This window comes from Brevibacillus brevis, assembly GCF_001039275.2.
GTDB lineage: Bacteria > Bacillota > Bacilli > Brevibacillales > Brevibacillaceae > Brevibacillus > Brevibacillus brevis_C.
Genome location: NZ_CP030117.1, coordinates 2297554 through 2323783 on the forward strand (window position 1 = coordinate 2297554; position 26230 = coordinate 2323783).

At 48.1% G+C, this 26230-nt stretch carries 24 protein-coding genes and 1 riboswitch; of the genes, 14 read left to right on the plus strand and 10 right to left on the minus strand.

Annotated features, from left to right (window positions below; all coding sequences use genetic code 11):
* Positions 1–5: 5 nt before the first annotated feature.
* Genes AB432_RS11615 through AB432_RS11630 form a run of 4 tightly spaced genes read left to right on the plus strand, consistent with a single transcriptional unit; the run spans position 6 to position 2876 of the window.
* Complete coding sequence (locus AB432_RS11615) at positions 6–782, plus strand: HAD family hydrolase (protein ID WP_048032412.1); 777 nt, start codon at positions 6–8, stop codon at positions 780–782.
* Positions 783–830: 48 nt separating this feature from the next.
* Positions 831–1172 carry a DMT family transporter gene (locus AB432_RS11620; protein WP_048032413.1) on the plus strand — a complete coding sequence of 114 codons (342 nt, stop codon included), beginning with the start codon at positions 831–833 and terminating at the stop codon, positions 1170–1172.
* Positions 1172–1486, plus strand: coding sequence for a DMT family transporter (locus tag AB432_RS11625; RefSeq protein WP_048032414.1), 315 nt, complete (start codon positions 1172–1174; stop codon positions 1484–1486). Before AB432_RS11620 ends, AB432_RS11625 begins: the two co-directional genes overlap by 1 nt.
* Positions 1487–1508: 22 nt before the next feature.
* Positions 1509–2876, plus strand: coding sequence for a D-serine ammonia-lyase (locus AB432_RS11630; protein WP_048032415.1), 1368 nt, complete (start codon positions 1509–1511; stop codon positions 2874–2876).
* A 490-nt stretch (positions 2877–3366) separates the two neighbouring features.
* Here the strand turns inward: AB432_RS11630 and AB432_RS11635 are convergent, their stop codons facing one another.
* Positions 3367–4788: a sigma-54 interaction domain-containing protein gene (locus tag AB432_RS11635; protein WP_048032416.1), complete on the minus strand. Its 1422-nt coding sequence runs from the start codon at positions 4786–4788 to the stop codon at positions 3367–3369.
* A 281-nt stretch (positions 4789–5069) separates the two neighbouring features.
* Between AB432_RS11635 and AB432_RS11640 the strand changes: the two genes are divergently transcribed.
* The 6 genes from AB432_RS11640 to AB432_RS11665 are packed head-to-tail and all read left to right on the plus strand — an operon-like array spanning position 5070 to position 9943.
* Entirely contained in the window at positions 5070–5735 is a 666-nt protein-coding gene (locus AB432_RS11640) for a CoA transferase subunit A (protein WP_082196042.1), read from the plus strand.
* On the plus strand, positions 5735–6397 hold the full coding sequence (locus AB432_RS11645; RefSeq protein WP_048032418.1) for a 3-oxoacid CoA-transferase subunit B: 663 nt from the start codon (positions 5735–5737) through the stop codon (positions 6395–6397). Before AB432_RS11640 ends, AB432_RS11645 begins: the two co-directional genes overlap by 1 nt.
* Before the next feature lie 44 nt (positions 6398–6441).
* Positions 6442–7260, plus strand: a complete 819-nt coding sequence (locus AB432_RS11650) for an ABC transporter substrate-binding protein (RefSeq protein ID WP_048035774.1) — start codon at positions 6442–6444, stop codon at positions 7258–7260.
* Between the two features lie 49 nt (positions 7261–7309).
* Entirely contained in the window at positions 7310–7975 is a 666-nt protein-coding gene (locus AB432_RS11655; protein ID WP_048032419.1) for an amino acid ABC transporter permease, read from the plus strand.
* A 17-nt stretch (positions 7976–7992) separates the two neighbouring features.
* Positions 7993–8733, plus strand: coding sequence for an amino acid ABC transporter ATP-binding protein (locus AB432_RS11660; RefSeq protein ID WP_048032420.1), 741 nt, complete (start codon positions 7993–7995; stop codon positions 8731–8733).
* Positions 8734–8761: 28 nt separating this feature from the next.
* On the plus strand, positions 8762–9943 hold the full coding sequence (locus AB432_RS11665) for a thiolase family protein (RefSeq protein WP_048032421.1): 1182 nt from the start codon (positions 8762–8764) through the stop codon (positions 9941–9943).
* An 83-nt stretch (positions 9944–10026) separates the two neighbouring features.
* On the opposite strand, the gene AB432_RS11670 is transcribed toward AB432_RS11665, so the two are convergent.
* The 3 genes from AB432_RS11670 to AB432_RS11685 all read right to left on the minus strand — a co-directional run bounded on the left by AB432_RS11670 (position 10027) and on the right by AB432_RS11685 (position 13191).
* The gene (locus AB432_RS11670) at positions 10027–10389 is read right to left on the minus strand and encodes a hypothetical protein (protein ID WP_048032422.1); all 363 of its coding nucleotides are present in this window, start codon (positions 10387–10389) and stop codon (positions 10027–10029) included.
* 125 nt (positions 10390–10514) lie between these two features.
* The gene (gene argS / locus AB432_RS11675) at positions 10515–12230 is read right to left on the minus strand and encodes an arginine--tRNA ligase (RefSeq protein WP_048032423.1); all 1716 of its coding nucleotides are present in this window, start codon (positions 12228–12230) and stop codon (positions 10515–10517) included.
* A 466-nt stretch (positions 12231–12696) separates the two neighbouring features.
* Positions 12697–13191, minus strand: coding sequence for a hypothetical protein (locus tag AB432_RS11685; protein ID WP_048032424.1), 495 nt, complete (start codon positions 13189–13191; stop codon positions 12697–12699).
* 198 nt (positions 13192–13389) lie between these two features.
* Between AB432_RS11685 and AB432_RS11690 the strand changes: the two genes are divergently transcribed.
* On the plus strand, positions 13390–13962 hold the full coding sequence (locus AB432_RS11690; RefSeq protein ID WP_048032425.1) for a sigma-70 family RNA polymerase sigma factor: 573 nt from the start codon (positions 13390–13392) through the stop codon (positions 13960–13962).
* The gene (locus tag AB432_RS11695; protein WP_048032426.1) at positions 13953–16157 is read left to right on the plus strand and encodes a YcdB/YcdC domain-containing protein; all 2205 of its coding nucleotides are present in this window, start codon (positions 13953–13955) and stop codon (positions 16155–16157) included. Before AB432_RS11690 ends, AB432_RS11695 begins: the two co-directional genes overlap by 10 nt.
* 67 nt (positions 16158–16224) lie before the next feature.
* Here AB432_RS11695 and AB432_RS11700 read toward each other — a convergent pair whose 3' ends face one another.
* Positions 16225–16332 carry a YjcZ family sporulation protein gene (locus tag AB432_RS11700; protein WP_007724452.1) on the minus strand — a complete coding sequence of 36 codons (108 nt, stop codon included), beginning with the start codon at positions 16330–16332 and terminating at the stop codon, positions 16225–16227.
* A gap of 213 nt (positions 16333–16545) precedes the next feature.
* Positions 16546–16647: riboswitch (SAM riboswitch) on the plus strand.
* 121 nt (positions 16648–16768) lie between these two features.
* On the opposite strand from AB432_RS11700, the gene metH reads away from it, so the two are divergent.
* Both metH and AB432_RS11710 read left to right on the plus strand, forming a co-directional pair.
* Positions 16769–20215: a methionine synthase gene (metH, locus tag AB432_RS11705; RefSeq protein WP_048032427.1), complete on the plus strand. Its 3447-nt coding sequence runs from the start codon at positions 16769–16771 to the stop codon at positions 20213–20215.
* Positions 20216–20246: 31 nt separating this feature from the next.
* On the plus strand, positions 20247–22112 hold the full coding sequence (locus AB432_RS11710; RefSeq protein ID WP_048032428.1) for a bifunctional homocysteine S-methyltransferase/methylenetetrahydrofolate reductase: 1866 nt from the start codon (positions 20247–20249) through the stop codon (positions 22110–22112).
* Positions 22113–22174: 62 nt separating this feature from the next.
* On the opposite strand, the gene AB432_RS11715 is transcribed toward AB432_RS11710, so the two are convergent.
* From AB432_RS11715 to AB432_RS11730, 5 genes are all read right to left on the minus strand, one after another.
* Complete coding sequence (locus tag AB432_RS11715) at positions 22175–23161, minus strand: phosphotransferase (RefSeq protein WP_048032429.1); 987 nt, start codon at positions 23159–23161, stop codon at positions 22175–22177.
* A 73-nt stretch (positions 23162–23234) separates the two neighbouring features.
* Entirely contained in the window at positions 23235–23813 is a 579-nt protein-coding gene (locus AB432_RS11720; protein WP_048032430.1) for a mismatch-specific DNA-glycosylase, read from the minus strand.
* A 113-nt stretch (positions 23814–23926) separates the two neighbouring features.
* Positions 23927–24076, minus strand: coding sequence for a hypothetical protein (locus AB432_RS30715; RefSeq protein WP_016739809.1), 150 nt, complete (start codon positions 24074–24076; stop codon positions 23927–23929).
* A 131-nt stretch (positions 24077–24207) separates the two neighbouring features.
* The gene (locus AB432_RS11725) at positions 24208–25170 is read right to left on the minus strand and encodes a hypothetical protein (protein ID WP_053079570.1); all 963 of its coding nucleotides are present in this window, start codon (positions 25168–25170) and stop codon (positions 24208–24210) included.
* A gap of 143 nt (positions 25171–25313) precedes the next feature.
* The gene (locus tag AB432_RS11730) at positions 25314–26033 is read right to left on the minus strand and encodes a 3-ketoacyl-ACP reductase (RefSeq protein WP_048032431.1); all 720 of its coding nucleotides are present in this window, start codon (positions 26031–26033) and stop codon (positions 25314–25316) included.
* Positions 26034–26230: the final 197 nt, after the last annotated feature.

Consider the following 26230-nt stretch of genomic DNA (forward strand, 5'->3'; position numbering starts at 1 on the left):
AAAGGTTGGGTGCATTAGAATTGGGTCAGATTAAAGGAATCCTTTTTGACAAGGATGGTACGTTACTGGATTTTCATGCTTTCTTTGTTCCAGTAGCCAGACAACTGGTTACTCAATTGCTTGATGATTTGGGATTATCAGATGATCGCCAGTTGGAACAAGAACTGTTGAAAGTGATTGGATTAAGGGAGACTCAGGTAGATCCAAAGGGAATTCTCGCCAGCGGTACATCCCGTGACATTTATGAAGCCTTTTCTGAATTGCTTCAGGATAAACATGTGAGGGCGGACCGACTGAAACAATTGGAGTCCTGGGTTCCCGAAAAACTATATGAACTGACCAAATCAAGCGCTGCTCAAATACAGCCAACTGCTGATTTAAAAAAACTGTTTGCACATCTCCAGTCCCTTGGAATGAAGGTAGGGATCGCAACCGCAGATGATTGGGAATCAACTGTTTACGGTTTGAAAAGCTTGGGAATTCATAATTATTTTGAATTCATTGGAACATCGGATCACTATGATAAAAAGCCAGATCCATGCATGCTTCATGCATTCTGTGAAAAACATCAGTTGGATACGACTGAAGTAGCTGTGGTCGGGGATACGGTAGTAGATCTTCTGCTTGCCCGAAATGGGACGGCTGGTCTCGCAGTTGGAGTGCTATCCGGTGTAAGCGGAACAAGTGAATTGGAAGAATTGGCCGATATCCTGTTGCACTCCGTTGGAGACATCGTTCGAGAAGATGGATGCTTGATATGGGAAAACAGCATCATTCGCTAAATGCGAGTGATGTTGTTTTTTAGGAACTGTCGCTGGGGAGATGAACGTATGAATGGAAATTGGGTATACATTCTTGTCGCTGGTTTTTTTGAAGTGTTATGGGTAATTGGATTGAAACATTCATCGAACGGGTGGATGTGGCTAGGTACGATTGTAGCGATCTTCCTTAGTTTTGCTTTTTTGATCCGTGCTTCCAAACAATTGCCGCTGGGGACGGTCTATGCAGTCTTTACTGGTATTGGAACAATGGGAACAGTATTGATAGAAATACTTATTTTCGGAGAGCCGTTCAAGTGGATAAAATTGCTTTTGATTCTCATTCTGTTAGCAGGGATCGTCGGCTTAAAGGTAATCACCAAAGACATGGACACAAAAGGAGAAGCCGCATAATGGGATGGGTATATCTACTCTTGGCTGGTGTATGTGAAGTGGTTAGCGTAACAAGTATTCATCATGTAAACGTAGGTGGTGGCTGGAGGGCAAAGATTGTGTTGGTTAGTGGTTTTACGTTAAGTTTTTTACTCCTTTCCCTTGCCATGAAAACCATTCCGATGGGGACCGCGTACGCAATCTGGACTGGAATAGGGACAGTAGGCAGTACAATCGTATGCATGGTAGGATACGGGGAATCAAGAGATTGGCGTCGAATGATCTGCATGAGTATGATTTTATTTGCAGTAGTCGGTTTAAAGATCGTATCCTGACATGTCGGAAGGAGAGAAGTATATGAGAGCAGGTAAGCTGATCGCAGGAAAAACGATCAATCACTGGATTGCCGAGCATCCTCTGTTGGAAGATATCATTTCAACCAAAAAGGTTTTCTGGTCAAATCCAGATAATGGCTTACAAAAGGGAGAGCCCTGTTCTTTGGGAGCAGAGGACATAAAGGATGCAGAGGAGAGATTGTTGAGATTCGCGCCGTATCTCGCGAAGGTATTCCCGGAAACAAAAGGGACAAACGGAATCATAGAATCACCCATTATGCCTATTCCCAATATGAAAAGATACATGGCGGAACGTTACAAGCAAGAGATCCCAGGGAGATTATTTTTGAAGTGTGACAGCCATCTCCCCGTCTCAGGATCAATTAAAGCCCGGGGCGGAATTTATGAAGTGCTGAAACACGCTGAAGCCCTGGCATTTGCACATAACATGCTTACGATGGATGATTCCTATGAGATGATCGACTCGGAAAGGTTTAGGCAAATTTTTTCTCAGTATTCCATTGCTGTAGGCTCTACCGGGAACTTGGGGTTAAGCATAGGCATTATGGGTGCCAGAATGGGATTTAACGTGACCGTTCATATGTCAGCCGACGCAAAACAGTGGAAAAAAGACTTGCTTAGAAGCAAAGGCGTAACGGTTATTGAATATATGTCGGACTATAGCAAAGCAGTAGAAGAAGGAAGAAAACAGGTGGAAGAAGATCCAACCTGCTATTTTATTGACGATGAGAATTCAAAGCATCTTTTTTTAGGGTACGCCGTCGCAGCCCGAAGATTACACAAACAATTGGATGAGTTAGGGGTCATTGTTGATGAGGACCATCCATTGTTCGTATATCTCCCCTGTGGTGTAGGCGGGGGCCCAGGAGGCATCACGTTTGGATTAAAATTATTGTACAAGGATCATGTACATCCCTTCTTTGCTGAACCTACCCATTCCCCATGCATGTTGCTAGGTTTATTAACTGGATTGCATAACCAGGTCTGTGTGCAGGACTTCTGCATAGATAATCGAACAGAGGCGGATGGGCTTGCAGTAGGCAGACCTTCACGCTTTGTCGGCAAGACCATTGAGTCCTTACTCAGCGGAATATATACTATTGATGACGATTCGTTGCATGTACTATTGCAAGCGCTGACTGATATCGAAAACATAAAGCTTGAACCGTCTGCCTTGGCAGGAATGCTGGGTCCCGTCAATCTGATTGGAACCGAAGCAGGCAAACAATTTCTCGCAACGAATCATCTGGATTCGAAAATGAATCAAAGTACACATATTATTTGGGCTACTGGTGGAAGTATGGTACCGCCAGAAATAATGAAAGAATATTACGAGAAAGGGCTGCTTTTATCAAAGGGCAGCAGGTAAGCTTTTCATTTTGCCCCAGTAATTCTGGTTGTACAGGATAAACTCCGCTTGTGTAATTCAGCTGTCGGGAAATTCTCGACAGCTATTTTAATATATCCCGGGATATTGCAGCATTTTTATAAGACGGCTACGAATGTGTAGACTTTCCTTCCGATAACAGTGATTAAGTCAGTACAATGAAGCTCATAACATTTCCCTATCGTGCTAGTATAAGATACTTGGTATAAGAAGTAAAAAGGTACCGATGAACAAAAAAAGCTGGTGAGAAGAAAAAGCGCAGGACTCGCAGACCTTGACAACGCCTACCCAGTCGGAACTTAAAAAAGGGGACCACGCTTGTCGAACACTTCTTCCCTGAGAAACGTCCGCCCGTAGGGTGGCTTTGGCTCGACGGTCCCCTTTTTTAAGTGGAGACGGGCAGCCAATCCCCTTTGCGGGCGTGTCAGAGTCGAAGAGAACTGCGCTTTTTCTTCTCCTCCACAATGTTGACTCACTCGTCCTCAGAATCCAGCTGAATCCCATACTTTCTAATCCGCCGCATAAGTAGGGACTGGGTTATGCCGAGGGCCGCTGCTGTTTTGCGAGTCGTTTTGTGTGTACGCAATGCTTGCAGAATAAATTCCATCTCTATTTTCTCCATCCGCTCTGTAAGAGAAAGAGAACCGAGCGAAAGAATTCCGTCCTCCAGCTCCCGAATACTCCGCAGTTCTTCTGGCAAATCACTGACTTGGATTTCATCCAGTTTGGACGTAATAACGATTCGTTCTACCAAATTTTCCAACTCCCGCACATTCCCAGGCCATTCGTACTGATGCAAAACATCCAGCGCTTCCGGGGAAAAACGCCGTTTCTGGTTATGCTTGCTATTGAAACGCTGTAAATTGTGGTGGAGTAACGGGAAAATATCGTCCTTTCTCTCCCGTAATGGCGGAACATTGATTGGCAAAATATTAAGACGATAGTACAGGTCGTGTCTGAATTTGCCCAGGCGCACGAGCTCCTGAAGGTTGGCATTGGTTGCCGTTATGATGCGGATGTCAGCTGTGTATGTTTTCGTGCCGCCGATCGGCATAAACGTTTTGTTTTGCAAAAGCAGCAGTAATTTCGATTGCAAGTGGTAGGGTAGCTCGCTGATTTCGTCCAAGAAAAGCGTCCCTTTGTCCGCCATTTTCACTAATCCGATTTTCCCTGAGTGACTCGCCCCCGTAAAGGCCCCTTTGTGGTAGCCGAACAGCTCTGACTCGATCAAGGTTTCAGGAATGGCGCTACAGTTGACGTGGACGAATGGCCCGCTGCTTCGTTCGCTCAACAGGTGGATTTGCTCGGCAAGATAGCTTTTTCCTACACCTGTTTCACCTGTAATAAATACGGTCGTGTCGACAGGGGCTGCTTTTTTCATTAATTCCAGCAGGGCGAGATAGGAACGGCTGTTGCCAATCAAGGTTTGGGAGGAGCTCTGGCTCGCTTCCCACTTCATGAGCTGAATCTCTTCGCTGTACCTCTTAAGCAAAGCAACCGTCTCTTCTAGTTGTGAACTGGCACGGGCTGCCTCCGTGATATCGCGTGAGTGGGAAACGATCAGCTCCGGTCTCCCCTCCTCATCCGGGATGATATGTCCAGTCACCAGAAATTTCCCCTTATTATTGACGAGCTGAATGGTTGTGGTCGGTTTTCCCGTTTCCAAAACCAAGCGGGTGACAGAAGGGCTGAAAATCCCCATTTCTTCAAGGTCGGATACGTTTTGCCCGATGAGTTCGGCTTTTGGTAGACCACACAGGTTTTCACTAGCATTGTTTAGCCATAAAGTAGTTCCCTGCGCATCAGCAATGAATATGCCATCTGCCAGTGTGTTCAGGATGTCAATAAAACGATCAACAGAAGACAGTGCTAGTATCTCCGCAGCTTTTTCCATGTTGAGTAGCTCCCCGGTTTTTCAACTGATTGTACAAGATGAAATTGATTGTTGTATAGTGAGTCGAATTTAAAATTAGTTGAGTCGAAATCGATTCGAGCGAAAAGTTAGACTTTTCCTGCCTTTTCGATTCAAAAGTGAGTCTATTTCGACTCGGCAATAGGAATTGCTTTTACCTTGATTGTGCTTTCTTGCCGTTTTGAGGCTTGGCACAAGAGTTGCTATTACATAGTGGGACGTAAGCGATCTACCCAAGAATAAGAGATAAGGAAATGCATGCGATGTTATCAAAACTGGTGACGCACGAACAAGCAGTGGAGCATGTTCTGGATGGCACGCGGCTGATGTATGGCGGATTCGGCACGATTGGCTCCCCAGCACACTTGATTGATGCGATCTTGCACAAAGGCGTGCAAAGTTTGACACTCATCGGAATTGATGCGGGGTATCCGGAAATCGGGATCGGAAAGCTGATCAGTCATGGACGGGTGAGGCGGCTGATAACTACACATATTGGCTCCAATCCCGAGGCAGGTCAACAAATGATGGACGGAATGCTGGAAGTGACATTTTGTCCACAAGGAATTTTCGCAGAAAAGATTCGGGCAGGAGGTGTTGGCATTCCGGGAATCGTTGTAGATGCACATGTGAGAGGAGAGCGAATGGAAGGAGCAGAGCCGTTTGCTTTTGCCGGAAGAACTTGTCAGATTGAGGCCGCCCTTACAGCGGAGGTAGGAATCGTCTATGCGAAACAGGCGGACACCTACGGAAATCTCATTTATGACAAGGCGGCAAGGAATTTGAATCCGCTAGTAGCGATGGCAGCAGATATCACGATTGCTGAGGTGGAGGAGATCGTTCCAGCAGGAGAGCTGGACCCGGATAAAATCGTGACGCCCGGCATTTTTGTGGATTATATCGTGGTTCGTAGCGGAGGGAACAGCTAATGGGGTTGGAAATGGATCAGCGAAATATGGTTGCGTGGCGTGCAGCCAAAGAGGTCGCTCCAGGAATGGCAGTGAACTTGGGGATCGGGATACCTGAGCTCGTCGCTGATTTTATCCCGTATGAATGGCAAGTCATGTTTCACTCAGTGAATGGAATCTTGGGTGTCGGACCTACGCCATTAAAGGGAGAAGAGGACCAGCATGTTTCCAACGCAGGTGGAGCACCTGTTACGGTTGTTCCGGGGGCATCGTATTTCGACAGCACCATCGCGTATGGCATGATCCGAAGAAGAAAGCTGGATGCAGCGTTTATCGGAGCTTTGCAGGTGAATCGCCGAGGAGATCTGGCAAACTGGATTGTTCCTGGCTCACGCGTACATGGAGTTGGTGGAGGAGCGGAGCTGGCTTATTACGCCAAAAAAGTGATCGTGCTCATGAGCCATGTCAATCAAGCAGGTGAGCCCAAAATACGCAGGGAGTGCACATTGCCGCTGACGGCGAAGGGCTGCGTCGATCTCATTATCACCGAAAGGGCCGTTATCGAGGTCACGCAAAGAGGCTTGCTTTTGACAGAGGTAATGTACCCGTACACTTTGGAGAATGTCATCACGAATACTGGAGCACCTCTAATGATTTCAGAAAATTTACAAATGGTGGAGTAATGAAAAATGTAAGCGCGAACAAAAAGAATTGGGGGATGGAACAGATGAAAAAAACATGGAAAACAATCGCAGGAGTTGTATTCTCGTTGTCACTACTTGTAAGCGGATGTAGCGAAGGCGCTTCCACTAACAGTGCGGGAGGTCAAGCGGGTGGGGCTCCTGCTGGAAATGTATCGTCTATGACAAAAGAGGCAGGCGTATTTGTTTACGCGGCTTCCGGTGAATATCAACCATTCAGCTACTTCAAGGATGGTCAATTGACCGGATTTGATGTCGAGATTGGCAATGAGATCGCCAAACGCTTGGGGCTTGAGCCAAAGCCAGTAACATCACCTTTTTCCGGCATTATCGCAGGGGTAAAGGAAGGACGCTACGACGCAGCGATTGCCAGCCATGCGATTACAGAAGAGCGGAAGCAGCAGGTTGATTTCGCAGACCCGTACTACTTGTCCGGTGGTCAACTGTTCGTTCGCCCGGATGGGACGATTAGCACGCTAGAAGGATTAAAAGGCAAAGAAGTGGCAGTCGCACTCGGCACTACACATGAAAAGATGGCACGGGAGTATACGGATAACATCAAAACGTATGACAGCGATGTAACGGCTCTGCGTGCCTTGGAGCAGGGAAAACACGATGTCGTGATTACAGATAGCGTCGTAGGGGAGATTGCCATTACGCAAGGCTTGAAGCTCAAGAAAAGCGGGTCGCCACTCTCGGAAGTCAAGCATGGAATCGCAGTGCGCAAAGGAAATACGGAATTGCTGAACAAGATCAACGAAGCGCTCAAGCAAATGATGGAGGATGGTACCTATGTTAAATTGAGCGAAAAGTATTTCAAACGCGACATCAGCAAAGCCGAGTAGTGAGTTGGTATGACGAGTATATTCCATTACGAGTGAGGGGTGGCATCAAGTGCCCAGTTTTGCCCATCTGACAGAAGAGTTTTTCCGCACATTGCCGTTTTTTTGGAAGCCGTTGCTGCTGACATTTCAGTTGACAATCGCTTCTGTTATCGTTGGCTCGATTATCGGATTGTTTGTCGCCTTGTTAAAGGTATCCAAGCTTCCAGTAGCACGTTTTATCGCCAATGCGTACATCATGATCATTCGTGGTACGCCGCTGGTCGTGCAAATTTTCGTTTTGTATTTCGGTTTTTACAAAATCATTGACCTCGGTCAATTTTGGTCGGCAGCGCTCGCTCTGGCGATTCACAGCGGAGCCTATATCGCAGAGATTTTCCGGGGCTCTATTCAGTCGATTGATAAAGGACAAATGGAGGCTGGGCTGTCTTTGGGTATGTCTGCTCGTCAGACCATGCGTCGGATCATTTTGCCGCAAGCGATGAAACGATCGATCCCGCCGCTTGGCAACCAATTTATTTTGTCTTTGAAGGAATCGTCTCTGGCCGCTTTCATTGCCATGGATGAGCTGTTCTCACTGGCCCGCCGCTTGTCTGCGGAAACCTTTGATGAAATGACGTACTTTTTGATTGTGGCGCTCTATTACTTGGTTATTGTCATGGCGTTTACGTATGTGGTCCACATCATGGAGAAGCGTCTGGCAAAAGGAGAGGCGTAAAGCGGAGGGGAAAGACGATGGAAAAGCAAAGAGAAATGATACGCGTGCAAAATTTGAAGAAAAGCTTCGGAAAAGTGGAAGTTCTCAAGGATGTTACCCTGGAAGTCGGAAAGGGCGAGGTCGTCGTTTTGATCGGTGCCAGTGGGTCGGGGAAAAGCACATTGATTCGATGCATTAATTTTCTGGAGATCAAGGACGGCGGAGAGATTTATATCGAAGGGAAAAGCATCGATCCGAAAAAGGATGACTTGACCAAAGTACGGCAAAAGGTAGGAATGGTGTTCCAGCACTTCAATCTGTTTCCACATAAAACCGTTCTGGAAAACATCATGGAGGCACCGCTGATTGCGAAGAAAGCGGACAAGGAAGAAACGAAGCAGGAAGCGCTCCGGTTGCTGAAAAAGGTAGGTCTTTCTGAAAAAGCGGACGCTTACCCGTCGAGCCTCTCCGGTGGACAAAAGCAACGCGTGGCCATTGCTCGTTCGCTGGCGATGAAGCCTGAGATCATGCTCTTCGACGAGCCAACCTCAGCGCTTGACCCAGAGCTGGTAGGGGAAGTGCTGGAGACAATGAAACAGCTCGCGCAAGAAGGAATGACGATGATTATTGTGACGCACGAAATGGGGTTCGCCAAGGAAGTGGCGGATTGGGTGGCGTTTATGAATCAAGGCAAGATCATCGAGATGGCTAGACCCCAAGAAATTTTCAACAACCCGAAAGAAGAGCGCACGAGAGAATTTTTGAACCGTGTACTGTAATGGCGTAAAAACGAAGGGGAGCTGTAGCATGAGAGACGTGGTCATTGTCGCGGGTGTGCGCAGTGCTGTGGGTGCATTCGGAAAAAGCCTGCGTGATGTACCAGCAACAGAGCTGGGGCGGCAAGTGTTGGAAGGCTTGATGAATAAAGTTGATTTGCCGAAGGAACAGGTTAATGAAGTGATTTTTGGCAATGGGTACGTACACGGGGGAGGACTCAATGCTGCACGTATCAGCTCGCATCTGGCGGGATTTCCACGCAATGTCTATGGTCACATCGTCATCAAAGCGTGTGGTTCAGGATTGAAGGCGATTGGCAACGGTGCGCTAGCGATAGCAGCAGGTCAAGAGGACGTGGTGATTGCAGGGGGAGTGGAGTCCATGAGCAGTGTTCCCTACCTGGTGAAGAACCGCTGGGGCAGCAAATTCGGCAATTTGTCCATGGAGGATGCTCTCTTGTCCGATGGTTTGATCTGCTCGCTGACCGGTGAGCATATGGGGATGACGGCAGAAAGGCTGGCTGTACAGTACGGTATTTCCCGTGAAGAGCAGGATCGTTATGCCTATGACAGTCACGTAAGAGCAGCGGCAGCAATCGAAGCGGGCACGTTCACGAATGAGATCGTACCGATTGAAATCAAGGATCGCAAAGGCACCCGTGTTTTTGCGCAGGATGAATCCGTGCGCCATGATATTAAGTTGGAAGAGCTGGCTAAGCTGAAAAGTGTTTTTCAAAAAGAAGGAACCATCACTGCCGGAAATGCGTGTCCGATGAATGACGGTGCAGCCGCTGTATTGATGATGTCTCGTGAAAAGGCGGAGGAAGCGGGGTTGACTCCGCTCGTGAAAATAAAGGCTTTTGCCAGCGCAGGAGTCGAACCTGACGTGATGGGGATCGGACCAGTTCCCGCCACGCAAAAGGTACTGGAAAAAGCGGGATTGACGCTGGGTGACATTGGGCTCATCGAATTGAATGAGGCATTTGCCGCTCAGGCTTTGTCTGTCATCAAATGCTTGGAGTTAGACACGAGCAAGGTGAATGTCAATGGAGGCGCGATTGCCCTGGGTCACCCCGTGGGAGCAACTGGTGCCAAATTGACTGTGACATTGATGAACGAAATGATCCGCAGACGGGAGAAGTATGGCATGGTGACGCTGTGCATGGCAGGTGGCATGGGGATGTCAGTGATCTATGAAAATTTGACGATGTAAACTTCTCATATGCATAGGCAAAAGCCCCGAACGTGGATATGTCGGGGCTTTTGCCATGAAGGCGTGATCGCTTATGAGGAGAACTACTGTTCGTGTACATGTTTTCGCAGTGTGGCTGCTACTTCTGTTGGGTTTTCCAACTGTACAATGACGTGCTGATATTTGACATGACCCTCTACCTCCAGGATCAACAACGAATCCGTCTGGGCAAAAGAAAGGAAGTACCATTCATTTCGATGCTGAAAGCTTCCTTCATAAATGTTCAAAGGTCCAATCGACGTTCCTGGCAAGCGCAACATCCATTTTGGCGGAACAAAAGAACCGACCTCGACATGCTTGATCGATTGATAAGGTAGCGTGATCGTGTTCTTCAAGGCTAAGAGCGTATGCAAGCCAGTGAGACGCAAGGTAAAATCCGTTTTGCCAAAATGTACACTTCTTCCCATCGTTGCTCACCTCATTCATCTGCCATCGTTCCATTATCGCACAGATGAATGAGGATGACACGGGACAATCAAAAAAGCCGGCGTTTCCCCAAAAGAGGAAGGCAACCGGCTTTTCGTATTCTTTCTTACATTTCTTCTGGAGCAGCCAGACCGAGCAGACGCAGACCTTCCTTCAGTACAGCAACGACTGCTGCTACGAGCTGGAGACGGGATGCTTTCACATCTTCTTCTTCAGCCAGGATGCGTACATTCGCATAGAACTTGTTGAACGTTTGCGCCAGGTCGATTACATACTTGCCGATTTGTGACGGATCGAAGTGATCGGCAGCACGTTCGATTACCTCTGGGAACGCGTTCAAGAGGGTAATCACTGCCCAAGCCTCTTTGCTGTCGAGTGCACCGGAAGCCAGGTTCACTGTCGTTGCTGGCTGGTAGCCACCTCTGCGCAGCAGCGAGCATGCACGAGCGTGTGCGTATTGCACGTATGGTCCTGTTTCCCCTTCGAAGGTCAGCATCTCTTCCCAGGAGAAGTTGACATCATTCAGGCGGAAGTTTTTCAAGTCATGGAAAATGACTGCGCCTACCCCGACTTGACGAGCCACTTCTTCTTTATTGGCCAGCGTAGGGTTTTTCTCTTCGATGACTTTTTGGACATCAGAAATGGCTTGTGCCAACACTTCTTCCAAGAGAACAACTTTCCCTTTACGGGTGGACATTTTCTTGCCGTCCTTGAGCATCATGCCGAATGGGATGTGGTGCATATTTGCGGACCACGCATAGCCCATTTTTTCCAACACTTTATAGAGCTGCTGGAAGTGGAGGCGTTGCTCGTTTCCTACGACATAGAGCGCTTTTGCAAAATCGTACGATTCGTGGCGGAAGAGGGCAGCAGCCAGATCACGCGTTGCGTACAAGGTAGCGCCGTCTGATTTTTTGATCAGGCATGGCGGCATGTTGTATTCATCGAGGTTCACGACCATCGCACCGTCGGATTCAGTCAAGAGACCTTTTTCCTCGAGCAACGTAACGACGCGATCCATTTTGTCATTGTAGAATGCTTCACCATGTGTAGAGTCAAAGGCTACGTTCATCAGGTCATAAATCTTCATGAATTCCTTGAGAGACTCATCACGGAACCATTTCCACAGATGCTGTGCTTCTTCGTCGCCATCCTCGAGCTTTTTGAACCATTCACGGCCTTGGTCTTCCAGCGTAGGATCGTTTTCGACTTCTTCGTGGAAGCGAACGTAGAGGCTGAGCAGCTCCTTGATCGGTTCTGCCTTTACCTTTGCTTCGTCACCCCAGAGGCGATACGCAACGATCAGTTTACCGAACTGCGTTCCCCAGTCACCCAAGTGATTGATGCGCACTGGCTCGTAGCCTTGCTTTTCCATGATGTTGGCAATCGCGTTTCCGATTACAGTAGAGCGCAGGTGTCCCATGGAAAACGGCTTCGCGATATTTGGGGAGGAGAGGTCGATTGGTACTTTGCGTCCATCACCGACATTGCTGCTTCCGTATGTGCTGCCTTGGGTAAGGATGGTTCCGATTACTTGCTCTGCCACATTTTCTTGATCCAGGAACAGGTTCACGTATGGACCAACTGCTTGCGATTCGCGCAATGGTGCACCGGAGAGCTGTCCAGCCAGCTCTGCTGCGATCATCGGTGGAGCTTTGCGCAATGCTTTTGCCAATTGGAAGCATGGGAAGGCAACATCGCCCATCGCAGAGTTTGGTGGTGTTTCCAGCATGCCGTATACGGCTTCTTTGGTCAGTGTGTCTACGCCCATCGAGGAAAGCGCAGCGGCAATCTTTTCAGCGACCTGGTGTTTGTAACTCATCTAAATTTCCCCTTTCGAAAAATACGAAAAACACTATCGAGGCCTCCCAAGGAGGAGCGACCGCGATATAGCGGAATTTTTTCCGCTATATCAGGAAGCCATGTCAGTGCAGTTATTACTTTCTGATATAGTAAAAAAACCTCTACGTCTCCTGTGAAAAAGAGACGAGAGGTTATACTCCCGCGGTGCCACTCTTGTTGTTTTTCCCTTCCATCAAACAGGAAGGCAAAAACCGCTTGATCTGCTGTAACGGGCAGTCCCGGCATAAGCCCTACACGATCCGTTGCCCATAATAGCTAGCGTAGGATGTTCAGGCCGCATCTCCGAGGGGCGCTTCCTCACATGGTTTGGCATCGGGCTCACACCGTCCCCGACTCGCTTTCGTCCTCACACAAGGAGTACTTTCCTCATCAACGATTCGTTTGTGTCTCTAGAATTATAGCTGTATTAACCGTCAGGATGCAACTCACTGTTGCGGTTTTTTCAAAATCTTATCTAATTCCGCGAAATATTGCTTGGTCAGCTCCTCCTTTTCTTCCGTGCTGAGGTTATCCGCGTTCATCATTTGCTCTTTGTATTGTTCCAGCTTTTCGAGCATGGCCAGCTCGGCTGCAGCGGCCTCGTCCAGATCGTAATTTTCCGATGGATCGAACGGGATCAATCGATTGTCGTTACCACTCCGCAAATAAGCGGAGCGCCAGTTCTCCGGAAACTGGTATGGCTGTTCGCCAAACATAATCGCTAAAATATCGTCGGATTCAATCGGCAGGAAGTGATCGTAATCGTCTCTTCTTCCTCCCTCGGACAAGTTAATGTGGGACAAAAAATAGTGGAGATAATGTTCCCCGGTTTCGGTATTCTTAACGATGGAATAGGTTTCAAATTCGGATTTGGATAGTTCTTTTATAGTCTCCAAACAGGACAGAAATTTATCTTTTTCTCGTGCTTGCAAGTCATCCATGTCATCTCGTTCCTTTCGCTCTACAATAAGCCTCATGATAGCAAAAGCAATGTGCGCTGACAATGAAAGCAACGCAACGGAGTGCAGCAGTAGAAGAAGGGAAAAGGATTATAGATAAAATAGTTGGATAATCTTGTCACAAAAATAAGCCAGCTGGATCAAATACATATCAACACGAAACAAGGAGGTGAACAGCGCGTGAATGCAAGTGCCAAAAGTAGCGAAGCGGACTGGACGCTGCAATTGACCAACGAGGAGAAGCTGACAAGACTCATGAGCGAGTACGGAGACAACATCGTGCAGCTCGCCTACCTGATCGTCAAGGATCGGGGAATCGCGGAAGACATCACCCAGGAAGTGTTCCTGAAGGCGTATCGGGGTCTGGATCAGTTCCGCCATCAGAGCAGCGTGAAAACGTGGCTTTACCGAATTGCGATCAACGAGTCCCGCAAATATTTGCGTTCGTGGTCCTTTCGCCAGATTTTTTCTACATACCTCTCCAAAGAGGAAGCACCGCCGGAAAAGGTGGACAACGCAAATGTTGAATCGGCTGTCATCGGACAAATGAGCAAGGTACAGGTAGCGGAGCAGGTGATGAAGCTCTCGCCTTTATACCGAAAAGTTATGGTACTTCATTACTATGAAGATTTGTCGATAAAAGAGATTGCGCAAGTGTTGGATATTTCAGAAGATGCCGTACGAACCCAATTGTCCCGCGCCCGAAAACATTTTAAGGCATTGTGTGAAAAGGAGGGATTGGAATGGACGTAGATAAGCAAATTCGCGAAGCGGTACGGAATGGGAGTCAAGAATCTCTCGAAGAAGTGAGGTTTACAAAAGAGATGGAGTTGCGGATCAGAGGTGCGATTGCACAGAGCAAACACAAGAACCGAAACAGAATATTCATGGCAGGATCACTTGCTGCTTGCTTGGCGGTAACTGCTGTGGGCATGCACCAGCAAGGCTGGTTTTCGCAGATGCCGAGTGGAAAAAATTTAGCGAGTGCGGTCGCAACGACTGGAACGGATAAAAAGAATACAGAGGCAAAGCAGAACGGCGTAAAGGTATCGGCAGAAGAGGCGATTTTGCCCTTGAAAAAGGCGATCCCAGCTTTGAGCAACATGACAATAAGAGTGGATCGTACAAGCCATGGAATCAGTGACCTCATGTTACTGGAAGGCGATAATGCGCGTGCCAATGTTGCTTATGATATACAGACAGGACAAATTGAGAGCTTTACAATCAATGGTGATCGAGGAGAACAGAAGGAAGAGAAATTGCCATCAGCCAAGACTGCGGAGAAAGCAGCAAACGCATTTCTACAAGCTTTCCTTGGGGAGGGAAGCCAGTCCTATCAGCACGTCGAGACTCAGATCTATACCGACGAGTATAAGGTAAAAGGCCCATGGATGAGCGTGAATTATCAACGTATGGAAAACGGCCAGCCCGTTCCGTTCGACGTATTGTCGGTTGGAATTGACGAACGTGAGCAAGTCGCGTTTTTCGGGCGATTAAACAAGAGCGAACAAGCCTTTTTCACCAAGCTGACAGATGCCATGCCCGATTTGAGCCCATCCCTTCTTCTTTTGGATAAAGAAAAGAACCACGATGGCATGTCATTCATCTTGGGGAAAACGAACAAGGAGGGGCATCAGGTTTCGCTTGTGATCTATGGAAATGGTCAAGCACTGGAATCGTATAGACTTTTGAATAGGGATGAAAAGGAAGCAGCGAGCCGGAAAGAAGCAGAAGGAGAAAAAGCCTTGCAGCAAGAGCGACAGTTCCTGAACAAACTGCTCGGTGCGGATAGTGATAACTATCGGTTATTGGACGCCAACGATCCAGGGTTGTATCTGCGATATCATAACGAACTGCCAGTGTTGTCTGATGAAATTAGCATAATAACAACTGACTCTGGCCACGTCCAATCTTTTAGGATGGAGCCCGAAACATTCGAGCCGTCGCAGTACCCGGATGTATCGACTGCTGTGTCAGAAGAGGAAGCCATCAAAGAGCTGAGTGAGCATATGAAGCTTCGATACGTGCAGAACCCGAGAATACGGCCAGAATCAAGACAAGGGGAGAAGTGGCAACCTATTCTGGAGTACACACCCGCTGTTTCCTTCATGCAAAGAGGACGTGAAGATGGTACGGAGTGGCATATCGACGCGACCAATGGCAAGATTGTGTATGGAACGGGAGATAACGGGCTTGCTTATGATCAGTTGAATACGAAGGAAGCACATCCGATCGAATCTCCAAAGGAATACGTCAAGGTTCGCTCCAAGGATGAGGCAAAAGCGTTGCTGCAAGCGGAATTCGGCATACAAGTGGATGACTCGACCTATAGAGAGAGTAACCGTGACGGACGCAAGGAATACGTCTGGAATGATAAAAATGACAAGTATATCGGCGTAGAAGTTCTCGCAGAAACAGGCAGTGTCGTCGGGCTGGGATCACCGCGATCCGATACAGCAGTGACAGTCAAACGCGAGCAAGCGGAAGAGGCTGCACTTGCCTTTCTGCCTAAATACGTTGATCCAGGCATAAAAGAAGTGCAATTGGCGCAAGTCATACAGCCAGGCGAAGCGAATCCTGTGTCATCGGGCGAATGGGAATTCAGATATCTCATGAGCAAGGATGGCATTCCAGTACAGGATCGCGGGCAAAAAGCGGCTTATTCAGTAACAGTCGATCCGTCTTCTGGCAAAGTGACAAAGTTTGAAAACTACAGAGAGACGCACGAATTGGTGGAGCTTCCAGCATCCGACGAAATCGTCTCGAAAGACAAGGCTGTTGAGGCGTATTTACGCGTCATGCCTTTGAAGCTGGTCTATTTGATGAAAGATGTGGATGGGCAAAAATTAGCTCAACCAAAGCTGGCGTATGTGCCGTGGAGCGACGAAAAGCTGGCGGGCAAATATATTACTCTGGATGCCGTGACAGGCAAGATCATCACCAAATAACAAGAAAAAAAGGCTATCCCGCAGCCATTCCTGATGGCTTTTGGGATAGCCTTTTTTACACACTTATCTAACAGTCGTCACACGAGCACCCGATAATAACCAACAGGATAAACAGCACGAGCACGATTGCGAAGCAGTCACCGAAGAATCCGTTACCGCAGAAAGATGTACTCATCTTTGTTTCCCCTCCTTTCCGTTATACTCCAGTCTATACACGAATGCCGATATTGGACTGGGCGGATGCCCAGCTTAGGCAAAAATGGGCGCGTAAGAGGAGAGGCTCAGTAAAAAATAGACAATTCACAATTGACGAGGAGACAACGGGGGTGTTAAGATACTTGCAAACATTCAAGACATTACGCATAACAACTAAATGACAAGTGTACGACTCTTATCCAGAGAGGCAGAGGGACTGGCCTGATGAAGCCTCGGCAACCGGTAAAAATCCGGTGCCAATTCCAGCAAAGCTACGTGCTTTGAAAGATAAGAGGATGTCTCAGGCGTTTTCGTATCTGCTGACAAATCCTCTTCTTTCAAAGAAGAGGATTTTTTTATTTTATTTACCCAATTACAGAGAATAAGCCGATGCTAGGGAGAAAAGGGGCACGTCAATGAAACCAACTTTTCGCGAACAGCTTTCCCGGAAAATTCTGATTCTGGACGGTGCAATGGGCACCATGCTTCAACAGGCGAACCTGACTGCTGATGATTTCGGCGGTGAAGCCTATGATGGCTGTAATGAACTCCTGAACCTGACCAGACCAGATGTGATCCGTTCCATTCATGAGAAATATTTAGAGGCGGGCGCAGACATCGTCGAGACAAACACGTTTGGTGCTGCTTCCATCGTTTTGGCCGAGTATGATGTGCCGGAGAAAGACCTTGAGATCAATATAGCGGCAGCTCGCTTGGCCAGAGAAGCGGTGGATGCCTATTCCACAGAGGAGTGGCCGCGTTTTGTAGCAGGTGCAATGGGACCTACGACCAAAACCCTTTCGTTGACAGGCGGTGTTACATTCGAAGAACTGGTCGAGGCGTATTATCGTCAGGCAAAAGGTCTGATTCTCGGCGGCTCCGATGTTCTTCTTTTGGAAACCTCGCAAGATACGTTGAACGTCAAGGCTGGTGGAATTGGGATTCGCAAAGCTTTTGAAGAGCTTGGACAGGAGCTCCCGGTGATGCTGTCAGGTACGATTGAGCCGATGGGCACGACACTGGCGGGCCAAAACATCGAGGCGTTTTACATCTCCTTGGAGCATATAAAGCCAGTCTCCATCGGTCTGAACTGTGCGACAGGCCCAGAGTTCATGCGTGATCATCTGCGGACACTGTCAGGAATTGCCCAATGTGCGGTTAGCTGTTATCCAAACGCAGGCTTGCCAGACGAGAACGGCCATTACCATGAAACGCCACAAGGACTTGCCTCCAAAATGCTGGCGTTTGCTGAACAGGGCTGGATAAACGTCGCTGGCGGCTGCTGCGGAACAACGCCTGACCATATTCAAGCGATGGCAGAAGCATTGAAAGACTGCAAGCCGCGCAGTGCAGCCGTAGAAACGCTGAGCGCGGTCTCCGGGATCGAGGTCGTTTACGTCGAAGATGACAATCGTCCCCTGCTAGTAGGGGAGAGGACCAATGTCATTGGTTCCAAAAAATTCCGTGAAATGATTGCAGCTGGTCACTATGAAGAAGCATCCGATATTGCCCGGGCCCAAGTAAAGCGAGGCGCACATGTCATCGATATATGCTTGGCTGATCCTGACCGTGATGAATACGAAGATATGGAAAAATTCCTACAGTTCATCGTGAAAAAAGTAAAAGCGCCCCTCATGATCGACTCGACAGATGCCAAGGTCATGGAGCTGGGACTTCGCTACTCACAAGGGAAGGCCATTCTCAACTCGATCAACTTGGAAGACGGGTTGGAGCGATTTGAGGAAGTCGTTCCGCTTATTCACAAGTTCGGTGCCTCCGTTGTCGTTGGAACGATTGAGGAAGCAGGTATGGCTATCACGCGCGAAAAGAAGCTGGAGGTCGCGCAACGCTCATATGACCTTCTTGTCAACCAGTATGGAATAAAGCCACAGGATATTATTTTCGATCCACTCGTCTTTCCAGTAGGGACAGGGGATGAACAATACATCGGCTCTGCAAAGGAAACGGTAGAAGGCATTCGTTTGATCAAACAAGCAATGCCTGCTTGCAAGACGATCCTGGGTGTCAGTAACGTTTCCTTCGGCTTGCCTCCTGCGGGTCGGGAAGTGCTGAATGCGGTCTTCTTGTATCACACGACTCTCGCAGGGCTTGATTACGCCATCGTCAACACGGAAAAGCTGGAACGCTACGCTTCGATTCCAGAAGACGAGAGAAAGCTGGCAGAAGCCCTTCTATTCGAGACAAATGATGAGACATTGGCGGCCTTCACCGAATTTTATCGCCAAAAGAAAAAGGAAGTCAGTGTGGAAGTATCCTCGTTAACACTCGAGGAACGCTTGGCCCGTTATGTTGTCGAAGGCTCCAAGGATGGTCTGGTGGAAGACCTGAAGCTGGCTTTGGATAAATACACACCGCTCGAGATCATCAACGGTCCGTTGATGACTGGGATGGAAGAGGTCGGTCGCCTGTTCAACGGAAACCAACTGATCGTGGCAGAAGTGTTGCAGAGCGCGGAAGTGATGAAGGCATCCGTATCGTTTTTAGAGCCATTCATGGAAAAAAGCGATGCCGCTGCCAAGGGGAAAATCTTGCTGGCGACAGTCAAGGGCGATGTACACGACATCGGAAAAAACCTCGTGGAAATTATCTTGTCAAACAACGGCTACAATGTCGTAAACCTGGGGATCAAGGTACCGCCAGAGCAACTGATTGCCGCTTGCAGAGAAGAAAAGCCGGATGCCATCGGTCTTTCTGGACTCTTGGTAAAATCCGCACAGCAAATGGTCATTACTGCACAAGACCTGCGTGATGCAGGCATTGATATCCCGATGATGGTAGGCGGTGCGGCGTTGACGCGCAAGTTCACATCGAACCGGATCGCACCGGAATACCGTGGAATTGTTTTATACGCAAAAGATGCCATGGATGGTCTGGAGCTCGTGAATCGTCTGCAAAATCCGGAGGAACGTGATCGCTTGGTAGAGGAACAGCAGCATCTGCTGGAAGCAGTTGCAACGGCTCAGCCTGTTGTCGAGGAGAAAAAAGCACCATTGCCAGCTCGCTCAGCCATCAGCAGAACCGTTCCAATCCATCTGCCGCCTGATTGTGAACGACATGTTTTGCGACAATATCCGCTCAGCCATTTGCAACCATATTTGAACCTGCGGATGCTCCTCGGAAAACACCTCGGTGTTCGCGGAAATGTAGATAGATTGATAGAGGCAGGCGACGAGAAGGTACTGGAACTGTATGGCATTGTGGAAGAACTATTAAATGAAGCGAAGCAAAAAGGAACCATTACGACACACGGTGTGTATCAGTTCTTCCCGGCTCAGTCAGATGGCAACGATATTTTGGTCTATGATCCAAAAGACCACAGCAAGCTGCTGGAGCGCTTTTCGTTCCCGCGTCAATTGGAAGAACCTCATCTTTGCCTGTCCGACTTCTTGCGACCAGTGGAGAGCAAGGAAATGGATTATGTCGGATTCCTGACCGTAACGGCTGGGGGCGGGATTCGCGAAAAATCTACAGAGCTAAAAGAGCGTGGTGACTACTTGCGCTCTCATGTCCTCCAAGCCTTGGCATTGGAGCTGGCAGAGGCATTTGCTGAGCGAATTCACCACGTCATGCGCGACGTGTGGGGCATACCGGACCCGGTTGAGATGACGATGCTTGAGCGCTTCGGTGCTAGATATCAGGGCATTCGTGTCTCCTTCGGTTATCCTGCTTGCCCGAACCTGGAAGATCAGGCGCAGTTGTTCCGTCTGTTGCGTCCGGAGGATATCGGCGTTCAGCTGACAGAGGGCTTCATGATGGAGCCAGAAGCTTCCGTATCGGCGATGGTATTTGCTCACCCTGAAGCGCGTTATTTCAATGCAGGTCCATCCATTTTTGAAGTGTAAAGATAATGAATATGGGAGAGAAGGGATTGAGTTGACGACGAGAAAGAAAGATTTACGAGCCTATTTGAAAGACCACTTGCTAGTCGGAGATGGTGCGATGGCGACCCAGCTGCACGGGCTGGGCGTCCCGGTTGGCGTCAGCTTTGAGGAGCTGTGTTTATCCAATCCTCGTTTGGTACATGAAGTTCATACGTCCTACTATCAGGCTGGTGCACGTTTCCTGGAGACAAATACGTATTCTGCCAACCGAGATGCGTTGAGTCGTTACGGTCTGGAGCATAAGGTAGCACGAATTAACCGGCTCGCAGTCGCTATTGCACGGGAAGCCGCACAGGATGATGCTTATGTGGCTGGGAGCATCGGATCGATTTTGGCTGGACGGGTAAAGAAAAAGGTTTTGGATGAATACCGTGACCAGTATGAGGAACAGGCGATTGCACTGTTGCATGCGGGGGTAGACGGACTGATTCTGGAGACGTTCCTGGACTTGGAGGAGCTGCTTCTGGCGATTGAGGTTATCCGTCCACTCACAGATGTACCTGTAATCGCGCAGTTAGCCACATTGGAAGTAGGGCGCACACGTGATGGTTACGCTCTGACAGACGCTTTTTCCGAGCTGAAAGCCGCAGGCGCTGACGTGATCGGACTGAACTGTCGCCTTGGTCCCGCTGAATTACTACGCTCGTTTGAAAATACAGTGATACCAGAAGATGCACTCTTATCCGTATTCCCGAACGCGGGGCGTCTGGGGATGACTGACGGAGAATACGCTTTTAAATCATCACCTGAATATTTTGGACAAAGTGCACTTCGCTTGCGTGAGCAGGGGGTACGCTTGATTGGTGGATGTTGCGGAACCACACCTGCACATGTGAAGGCGATTGCGGATGCACTTGAGTCACTTGAGCCGCAAGCGCGTGTGAACCCAACCATCGTGGCTGGAGATCGTCCTTCGATTTCTGTGCAGAACACGAGGGAGAGGGAGAAACCAAGCATTGTCGAGCGCGTAAAAACAGCAACGACGATTATTGTCGAGTTTGATCCGCCGCGTGATCTGGATGCAGACCAATTTCTAGACGGATGCTGCGAGCTGCACAAAGCAGGAGCGGATGCCATTACGCTGGCGGATAACTCGTTGGCGACCGTGCGGATGAGCAACATGGCTCTCGGGGCACTCATGAAGGGCAGGCATGGAATCGATCCGCTCTTGCACATTGCTTGCCGCGACCGCAATCTGATTGGGCAGCAATCGCACTTAATGGGGCTGCACGCTTTGGGGATCGATCAAATATTGGTGATTACTGGCGATCCATCGCGTTTTGGGGACTTGCCAGGTGCCAGCTCGGTATTTGATGTAACCTCGTTTGATCTGATTCGCATGGTGAAGCAGTTGAACGAAGGTGTTTCGTTCTCAGGACGTCCGTTAAAGCAAAAAGCCCAGTTCATCGTGGGCGCAGCCTTTAACCCGAATGTCCGAAATATGGATGCTGCCGTTGCGCGTTTGGAAAAGAAGGTCGAGGCAGGCGCGGATTACATTATGACGCAACCTGTATACGATGCTGAGTCCATTCGGAATGTGTACGAGGCGACGAAGCATATCGGCATTCCTGTCTTTATCGGGATCATGCCGCTGACCAGCTCGCGCAATGCGGAGTTCCTGCATAATGAAGTGCCGGGAATCAAGCTGTCGACAGAGGCTCTCGACCGGATGAAAAAGGTACAGGGAGAGGCCGCCCGACAGGAAGGAATCGCGATCGCGAAGGAATTGGTCGACACGGCCGTACGTTACTTCAATGGCATCTATCTGATTACACCTTTCAATTATTACGAGATGGCGGCAGAGCTCATTCAATATACGCGCCAGCAAAGCTCATTGGTGAAGCTGGCCCAGATTTAACGGTATACGCCAGTTAAATAGAGAAGGCCTATGTGTATAGACAGGCTATAGCCTTGTGTCTATTATACATGGGCCTTCATTTCGTCTAACATAAAGGCAGTCTTGAGAGCTTCCCGATTGCAAAACTGTTGGATCTCAGCAAGGCTCATCTGGGCATACAGCTTCTTGCGTAAAAAACGTTCAATAATATGTGGGAAAGCGAGATCGATAAAGAGCAAATGCAGTTGCTCAATCGACAGGGGATTTTCTTGGAGATAGCCACGCAATAAATGAGAGAACAATTCCTCGTTCCACTGATCATTTTTTCGCATAGCAAGGGATAGAACACGGGCAATGTCTTTGGACGGGAAATCGTAACGAACGTCCTCCCAGTCAATGATCGCAATTCTTTGATTACTGACGAGCAAATTCCCATTGTTAAAATCGCCGTGACAGAGAAAGTGGTTGCGCAGTGGTTCCTTTTTCCACTTCGAGAAGTACCGAGAGGATAGCAAATGTTCTTTGGCTGTCCTGCCCGCTTGTTTAAAAAAAGGAAGGTATTCCGCGATAACAGCGTATTTTTGATCTTTCTTCCCGGCATGTCGAAGTTCCCACTTCTCAATAGCAGCTAAATCTGCCTTGTACTCCCCGGACCATTTTTCTGCGCCATGGTAAAGCTCGCCATACCTGGAGGAAAAACCGAGCGACCTTGCATGAAATTTGCCTAATACGATGCCGATCCGTTCCATTCGAATAGGGGAGTTATACGCAATATTTGCCCAGGATAGCCTTTTATGGAGAACGAGAACCTTTTCTTTATGAGTTATGTAACGCTTATTGTTTTCGGTACGTTGAATGTCGGGGATGAGCACACCGTTTTTGCGCAAATGCGCTTCTGCATTCAAAATGAAATGTAAACGTTCCTTTTCCATAGTGAAAACTTTTCCGATGAATTTGCCATTGGTTGTTTCCAGGTAAATGACAAGTGATTTGGATGTATCCCGAATGGTTTTGTGATGCAAAACAGTCATGGCGTATCTGTTCTGGATTTTTTTGATGAGGTCGTCCACTGCTGATGACCCTCCTTGCAAACAGAGCTACAAGTATTGTACGGAAGAAGAGCAGTGATTGACACAGAAGGAACTATTCACCAGGCAAGGGAAGAGGGTGCCAATTCATCTCGCGTAAAAAATGACTCAGCTCCGTAAACTTGGCGATTCGTTCCTCACGGGTAAAAGATGCGTTAGCCCCACTGGTAGACGGGACGACAAACACATAGCTGCCAGACCAGTCCTCCGTCCCAAAGTACCTGATTGTCTGTAGCCCCAGTGATATTGCTTCTTTCTTTTGTCCGGTCGCGTGACGAAAAGCAGTAATGCCGTTAAAACAAATGACACGAGGTCGGTAGGTCTGGATCATTTGGACGAACAGCTCTGCACCTGTGGCATAATCCTCATTACGCAGGTCTGTTGCGGAGCGGGTAGGACGTGAGACCAGATCGGTAATTCCATAGTTGTAATCTAAAAGGGTAGCGGTTTCCTCGGGCAAGAGCTTGTGAGGGGTCAGGCCGCCTTCGTACAATCCGCGCCAAAACAGGTTGGCTGGATTGGCGTAGTGGAAACCCGTCGTAGCTGATATACGTCCTGGATTGATACCGCAAAATAAAACCGCCAAATCGCGGCGAATGTATGTGGGCAACCATTTTTCTGTGAACTCGACCAAATTGACCCCTCCTGTTTACCACATTGTAGCACATCAGTGAGCGCTTTCAGAAAGGAGCAAAAAAAGCTGCCAGATTCGGCAGCTTCAGGTTATATTGGATCAAGTATTGGATCTTATAACTGGGGAAGCGGATACGGCAGCACTTGCTGTGGCTCATTGAACGTGAATTGCTCCATTTCATTCCGAACGTATCTTTTCGTCTCGAATGGAACGACTTCTTGTTCTTCATTCCCCCACAACCAATTCGACAGCATTTGTATCATAAGGATACCCTCCACTTTGTGGAAATGTTTTACATGTTCATCATACTCCATTTGAGGGCATTTTTGGTTGGGCAGGTGTGAATAAGGCGTGAAGAAATCGTGGATAGAACGTGAACAAAATTGAAGCGATTTCACGCGGCAATGATTTGAAAAGCGAAATCCAAAACCTGCTCTTGTGTTAGTCTGTCATTGGCTCGTATGTGTATGTGATAGTCATATTGCGACTGCTTCCAGTGTATCTGCCATGCTGGAACTGTTGTTGCCTGCTTACATAAAATGACTTCTGTATTTGAAACGTTTCGCTTCTCCATGTTCCATTTTGTCCGTGTTCCCAGACTTTTGCCTACGGTGAGTGGAAAGGGGCTTCCCAAAGACTTGGGAGCCTGCCAAACCCATATGCAATCGGTTAGATTATCACGGTCACGGTACAAGAATTGATACTCCATGCCATCAGCATGTTGGTAACTTCCTGCTGAATCACAGAGGAAGGATTGCAAATGCTTTGGAAAGGGTAGAGATGGGGCGGATACATCTCTGTCTTCGAGAAAAGATGAGCTTAGCCATTTTACACGATTGATCGGATCGTCTTCACTCCAGCGAGGAACTCGGAATCTGGCCGTATGACTCGTTAACGCGAAAGATTTCTGACCGATTTCATGAATGGCTTCATGTACAGAGGGGACTAAGCCTTCCAAGAATGAAAGCAACTCCTCTTCCTCAAAGTGTCCTTCTTGTACGGACAATTCTATTTGTGTAAACCATCGCGCATGAGCTGCTGCAACATTTCCTTTATAATCGATACCTACAAAGCCAGCGATATTGTGCAAGATAAATGGCTCACCTTGACTAACCAGATTTGAATCTGCATGTATTCCCGGGATGGACCAATCATAAAAAAATTGCTTGATGCGAAAGGAGCGGTTGGTTCCTGAGATTTCAAAACGTATGGATGAGCGCACGGTAGGTGTTTCTTTTCTGACACTAATAGCTGATACTTTTGTGCCGAATGGAAGCAGGGTTGGCTCAAGGATGACAAAATTGACATAGGCTTGTGCCTCATGAAAAGAAGAAGTTGTAAGCAAGTGTTTTTGCAAAGGAAAACCTCCTTTTTTAACAAATGATACTTAATTATTTAAATAGTTCCTTATTTGTTGGGGAAATCCTTTTTCTAAAGAAAAAAGCGAAAAGAAATCCGCCTGTACGAGCGGACTCTTTTCGCTTTTTTGCCATGCCATTTCTATGGATTGGTGGACCAAAGTCCAGCGGATTTTACAAAGATGCGTTTATTCAGCTTCAACTGGCTAACCACGAACTCAGCAATATCCTCAGGCTGCATGGTCTTTTCTGGATTTCCGTCGGTCAGACCCAAGTCAATTGCCATATCGGTTGCTACTGTGCTAGGCGTAAGCGCCGTTACGCGAATGTTGTGTTTGCGAACTTCGAGGGCCAACGATTCAGTCAGACCAAGAACACCAAACTTGGATGCACTATACGCGCTGGTGACAGGAGCGCCTTTTTGCCCAGCAGTAGAGGAGATGTTGATAATGTCACCGGAGTTCTGGTCAATCATGCCAGGGAGTACAGCGCGAGTCACGTAGTACACACCCATCAGATTGACTTGGATGATTTGCTCCCATTCGCTGGTTTCCAGCTCCAGGAATTTACCGAATTTAGCGACGCCTGCATTGTTGAGCAGGATATCAATTTGACCCAGTTCATTTTTGATAGAGGTAACCGCTGTCGTGACGTCATCATAGTTGGAAACGTCTGCTGTCGCAATCGCGACCTTCACGCCGTATGCTTCTACTTCCTTGGCTACTTGCTTCAAATTTTCCTCAGAGCGAGCCAAGAGGCCGAGATTCACGCCTTCTTTTGCCAACGCAATTGCAGTAGCGCGACCGATGCCTTTACCTGCACCTGTAATGATTGCGGTTTTTCCTTTTAGATCGATAGCCAATCGATAACACTCCTTTTTCAAGACAATAGGAATCTCATGTATATTGTGCAGTGTACTATCATTTATCCGCGGGGGGAAGGATGCACTTTTATGTACGTAGGTTACGAAAGGTAACTAAACAATAAAAAATGTCCTCCCAATAAGAAGGTGTACAGAGATAATAAAGTTTTAGACTCGCATTCTGGGCCGGGGTTATC

What these genes read in the sequence shown, in the direction of transcription:
- AB432_RS11620 (WP_048032413.1), top strand. Translation starts at nt 831, where the DNA reads ATGAATGGAAATTGGGTATACATTCTTGTCGCTGGTTTTTTTGAAGTG.
- AB432_RS11625 (WP_048032414.1), top strand. Translation starts at nt 1,172, where the DNA reads ATGGGATGGGTATATCTACTCTTGGCTGGTGTATGTGAAGTGGTTAGC.
- AB432_RS11630 (WP_048032415.1), top strand. Translation starts at nt 1,509, where the DNA reads ATGAGAGCAGGTAAGCTGATCGCAGGAAAAACGATCAATCACTGGATT.
- AB432_RS11635 (WP_048032416.1), bottom strand. Translation starts at nt 4,788, where the DNA reads ATGGAAAAAGCTGCGGAGATACTAGCACTGTCTTCTGTTGATCGTTTT.
- AB432_RS11640 (WP_082196042.1), top strand. Translation starts at nt 5,070, where the DNA reads ATGTTATCAAAACTGGTGACGCACGAACAAGCAGTGGAGCATGTTCTG.
- AB432_RS11645 (WP_048032418.1), top strand. Translation starts at nt 5,735, where the DNA reads ATGGGGTTGGAAATGGATCAGCGAAATATGGTTGCGTGGCGTGCAGCC.
- AB432_RS11650 (WP_048035774.1), top strand. Translation starts at nt 6,442, where the DNA reads ATGAAAAAAACATGGAAAACAATCGCAGGAGTTGTATTCTCGTTGTCA.
- AB432_RS11660 (WP_048032420.1), top strand. Translation starts at nt 7,993, where the DNA reads ATGGAAAAGCAAAGAGAAATGATACGCGTGCAAAATTTGAAGAAAAGC.
- AB432_RS11665 (WP_048032421.1), top strand. Translation starts at nt 8,762, where the DNA reads ATGAGAGACGTGGTCATTGTCGCGGGTGTGCGCAGTGCTGTGGGTGCA.
- AB432_RS11670 (WP_048032422.1), bottom strand. Translation starts at nt 10,389, where the DNA reads ATGGGAAGAAGTGTACATTTTGGCAAAACGGATTTTACCTTGCGTCTC.
- argS (WP_048032423.1), bottom strand. Translation starts at nt 12,230, where the DNA reads ATGAGTTACAAACACCAGGTCGCTGAAAAGATTGCCGCTGCGCTTTCC.
- AB432_RS11685 (WP_048032424.1), bottom strand. Translation starts at nt 13,191, where the DNA reads ATGGATGACTTGCAAGCACGAGAAAAAGATAAATTTCTGTCCTGTTTG.
- AB432_RS11695 (WP_048032426.1), top strand. Translation starts at nt 13,953, where the DNA reads ATGGACGTAGATAAGCAAATTCGCGAAGCGGTACGGAATGGGAGTCAA.
- AB432_RS11700 (WP_007724452.1), bottom strand. Translation starts at nt 16,332, where the DNA reads ATGAGTACATCTTTCTGCGGTAACGGATTCTTCGGTGACTGCTTCGCA.
- metH (WP_048032427.1), top strand. Translation starts at nt 16,769, where the DNA reads ATGAAACCAACTTTTCGCGAACAGCTTTCCCGGAAAATTCTGATTCTG.
- AB432_RS30715 (WP_016739809.1), bottom strand. Translation starts at nt 24,076, where the DNA reads ATGATACAAATGCTGTCGAATTGGTTGTGGGGGAATGAAGAACAAGAA.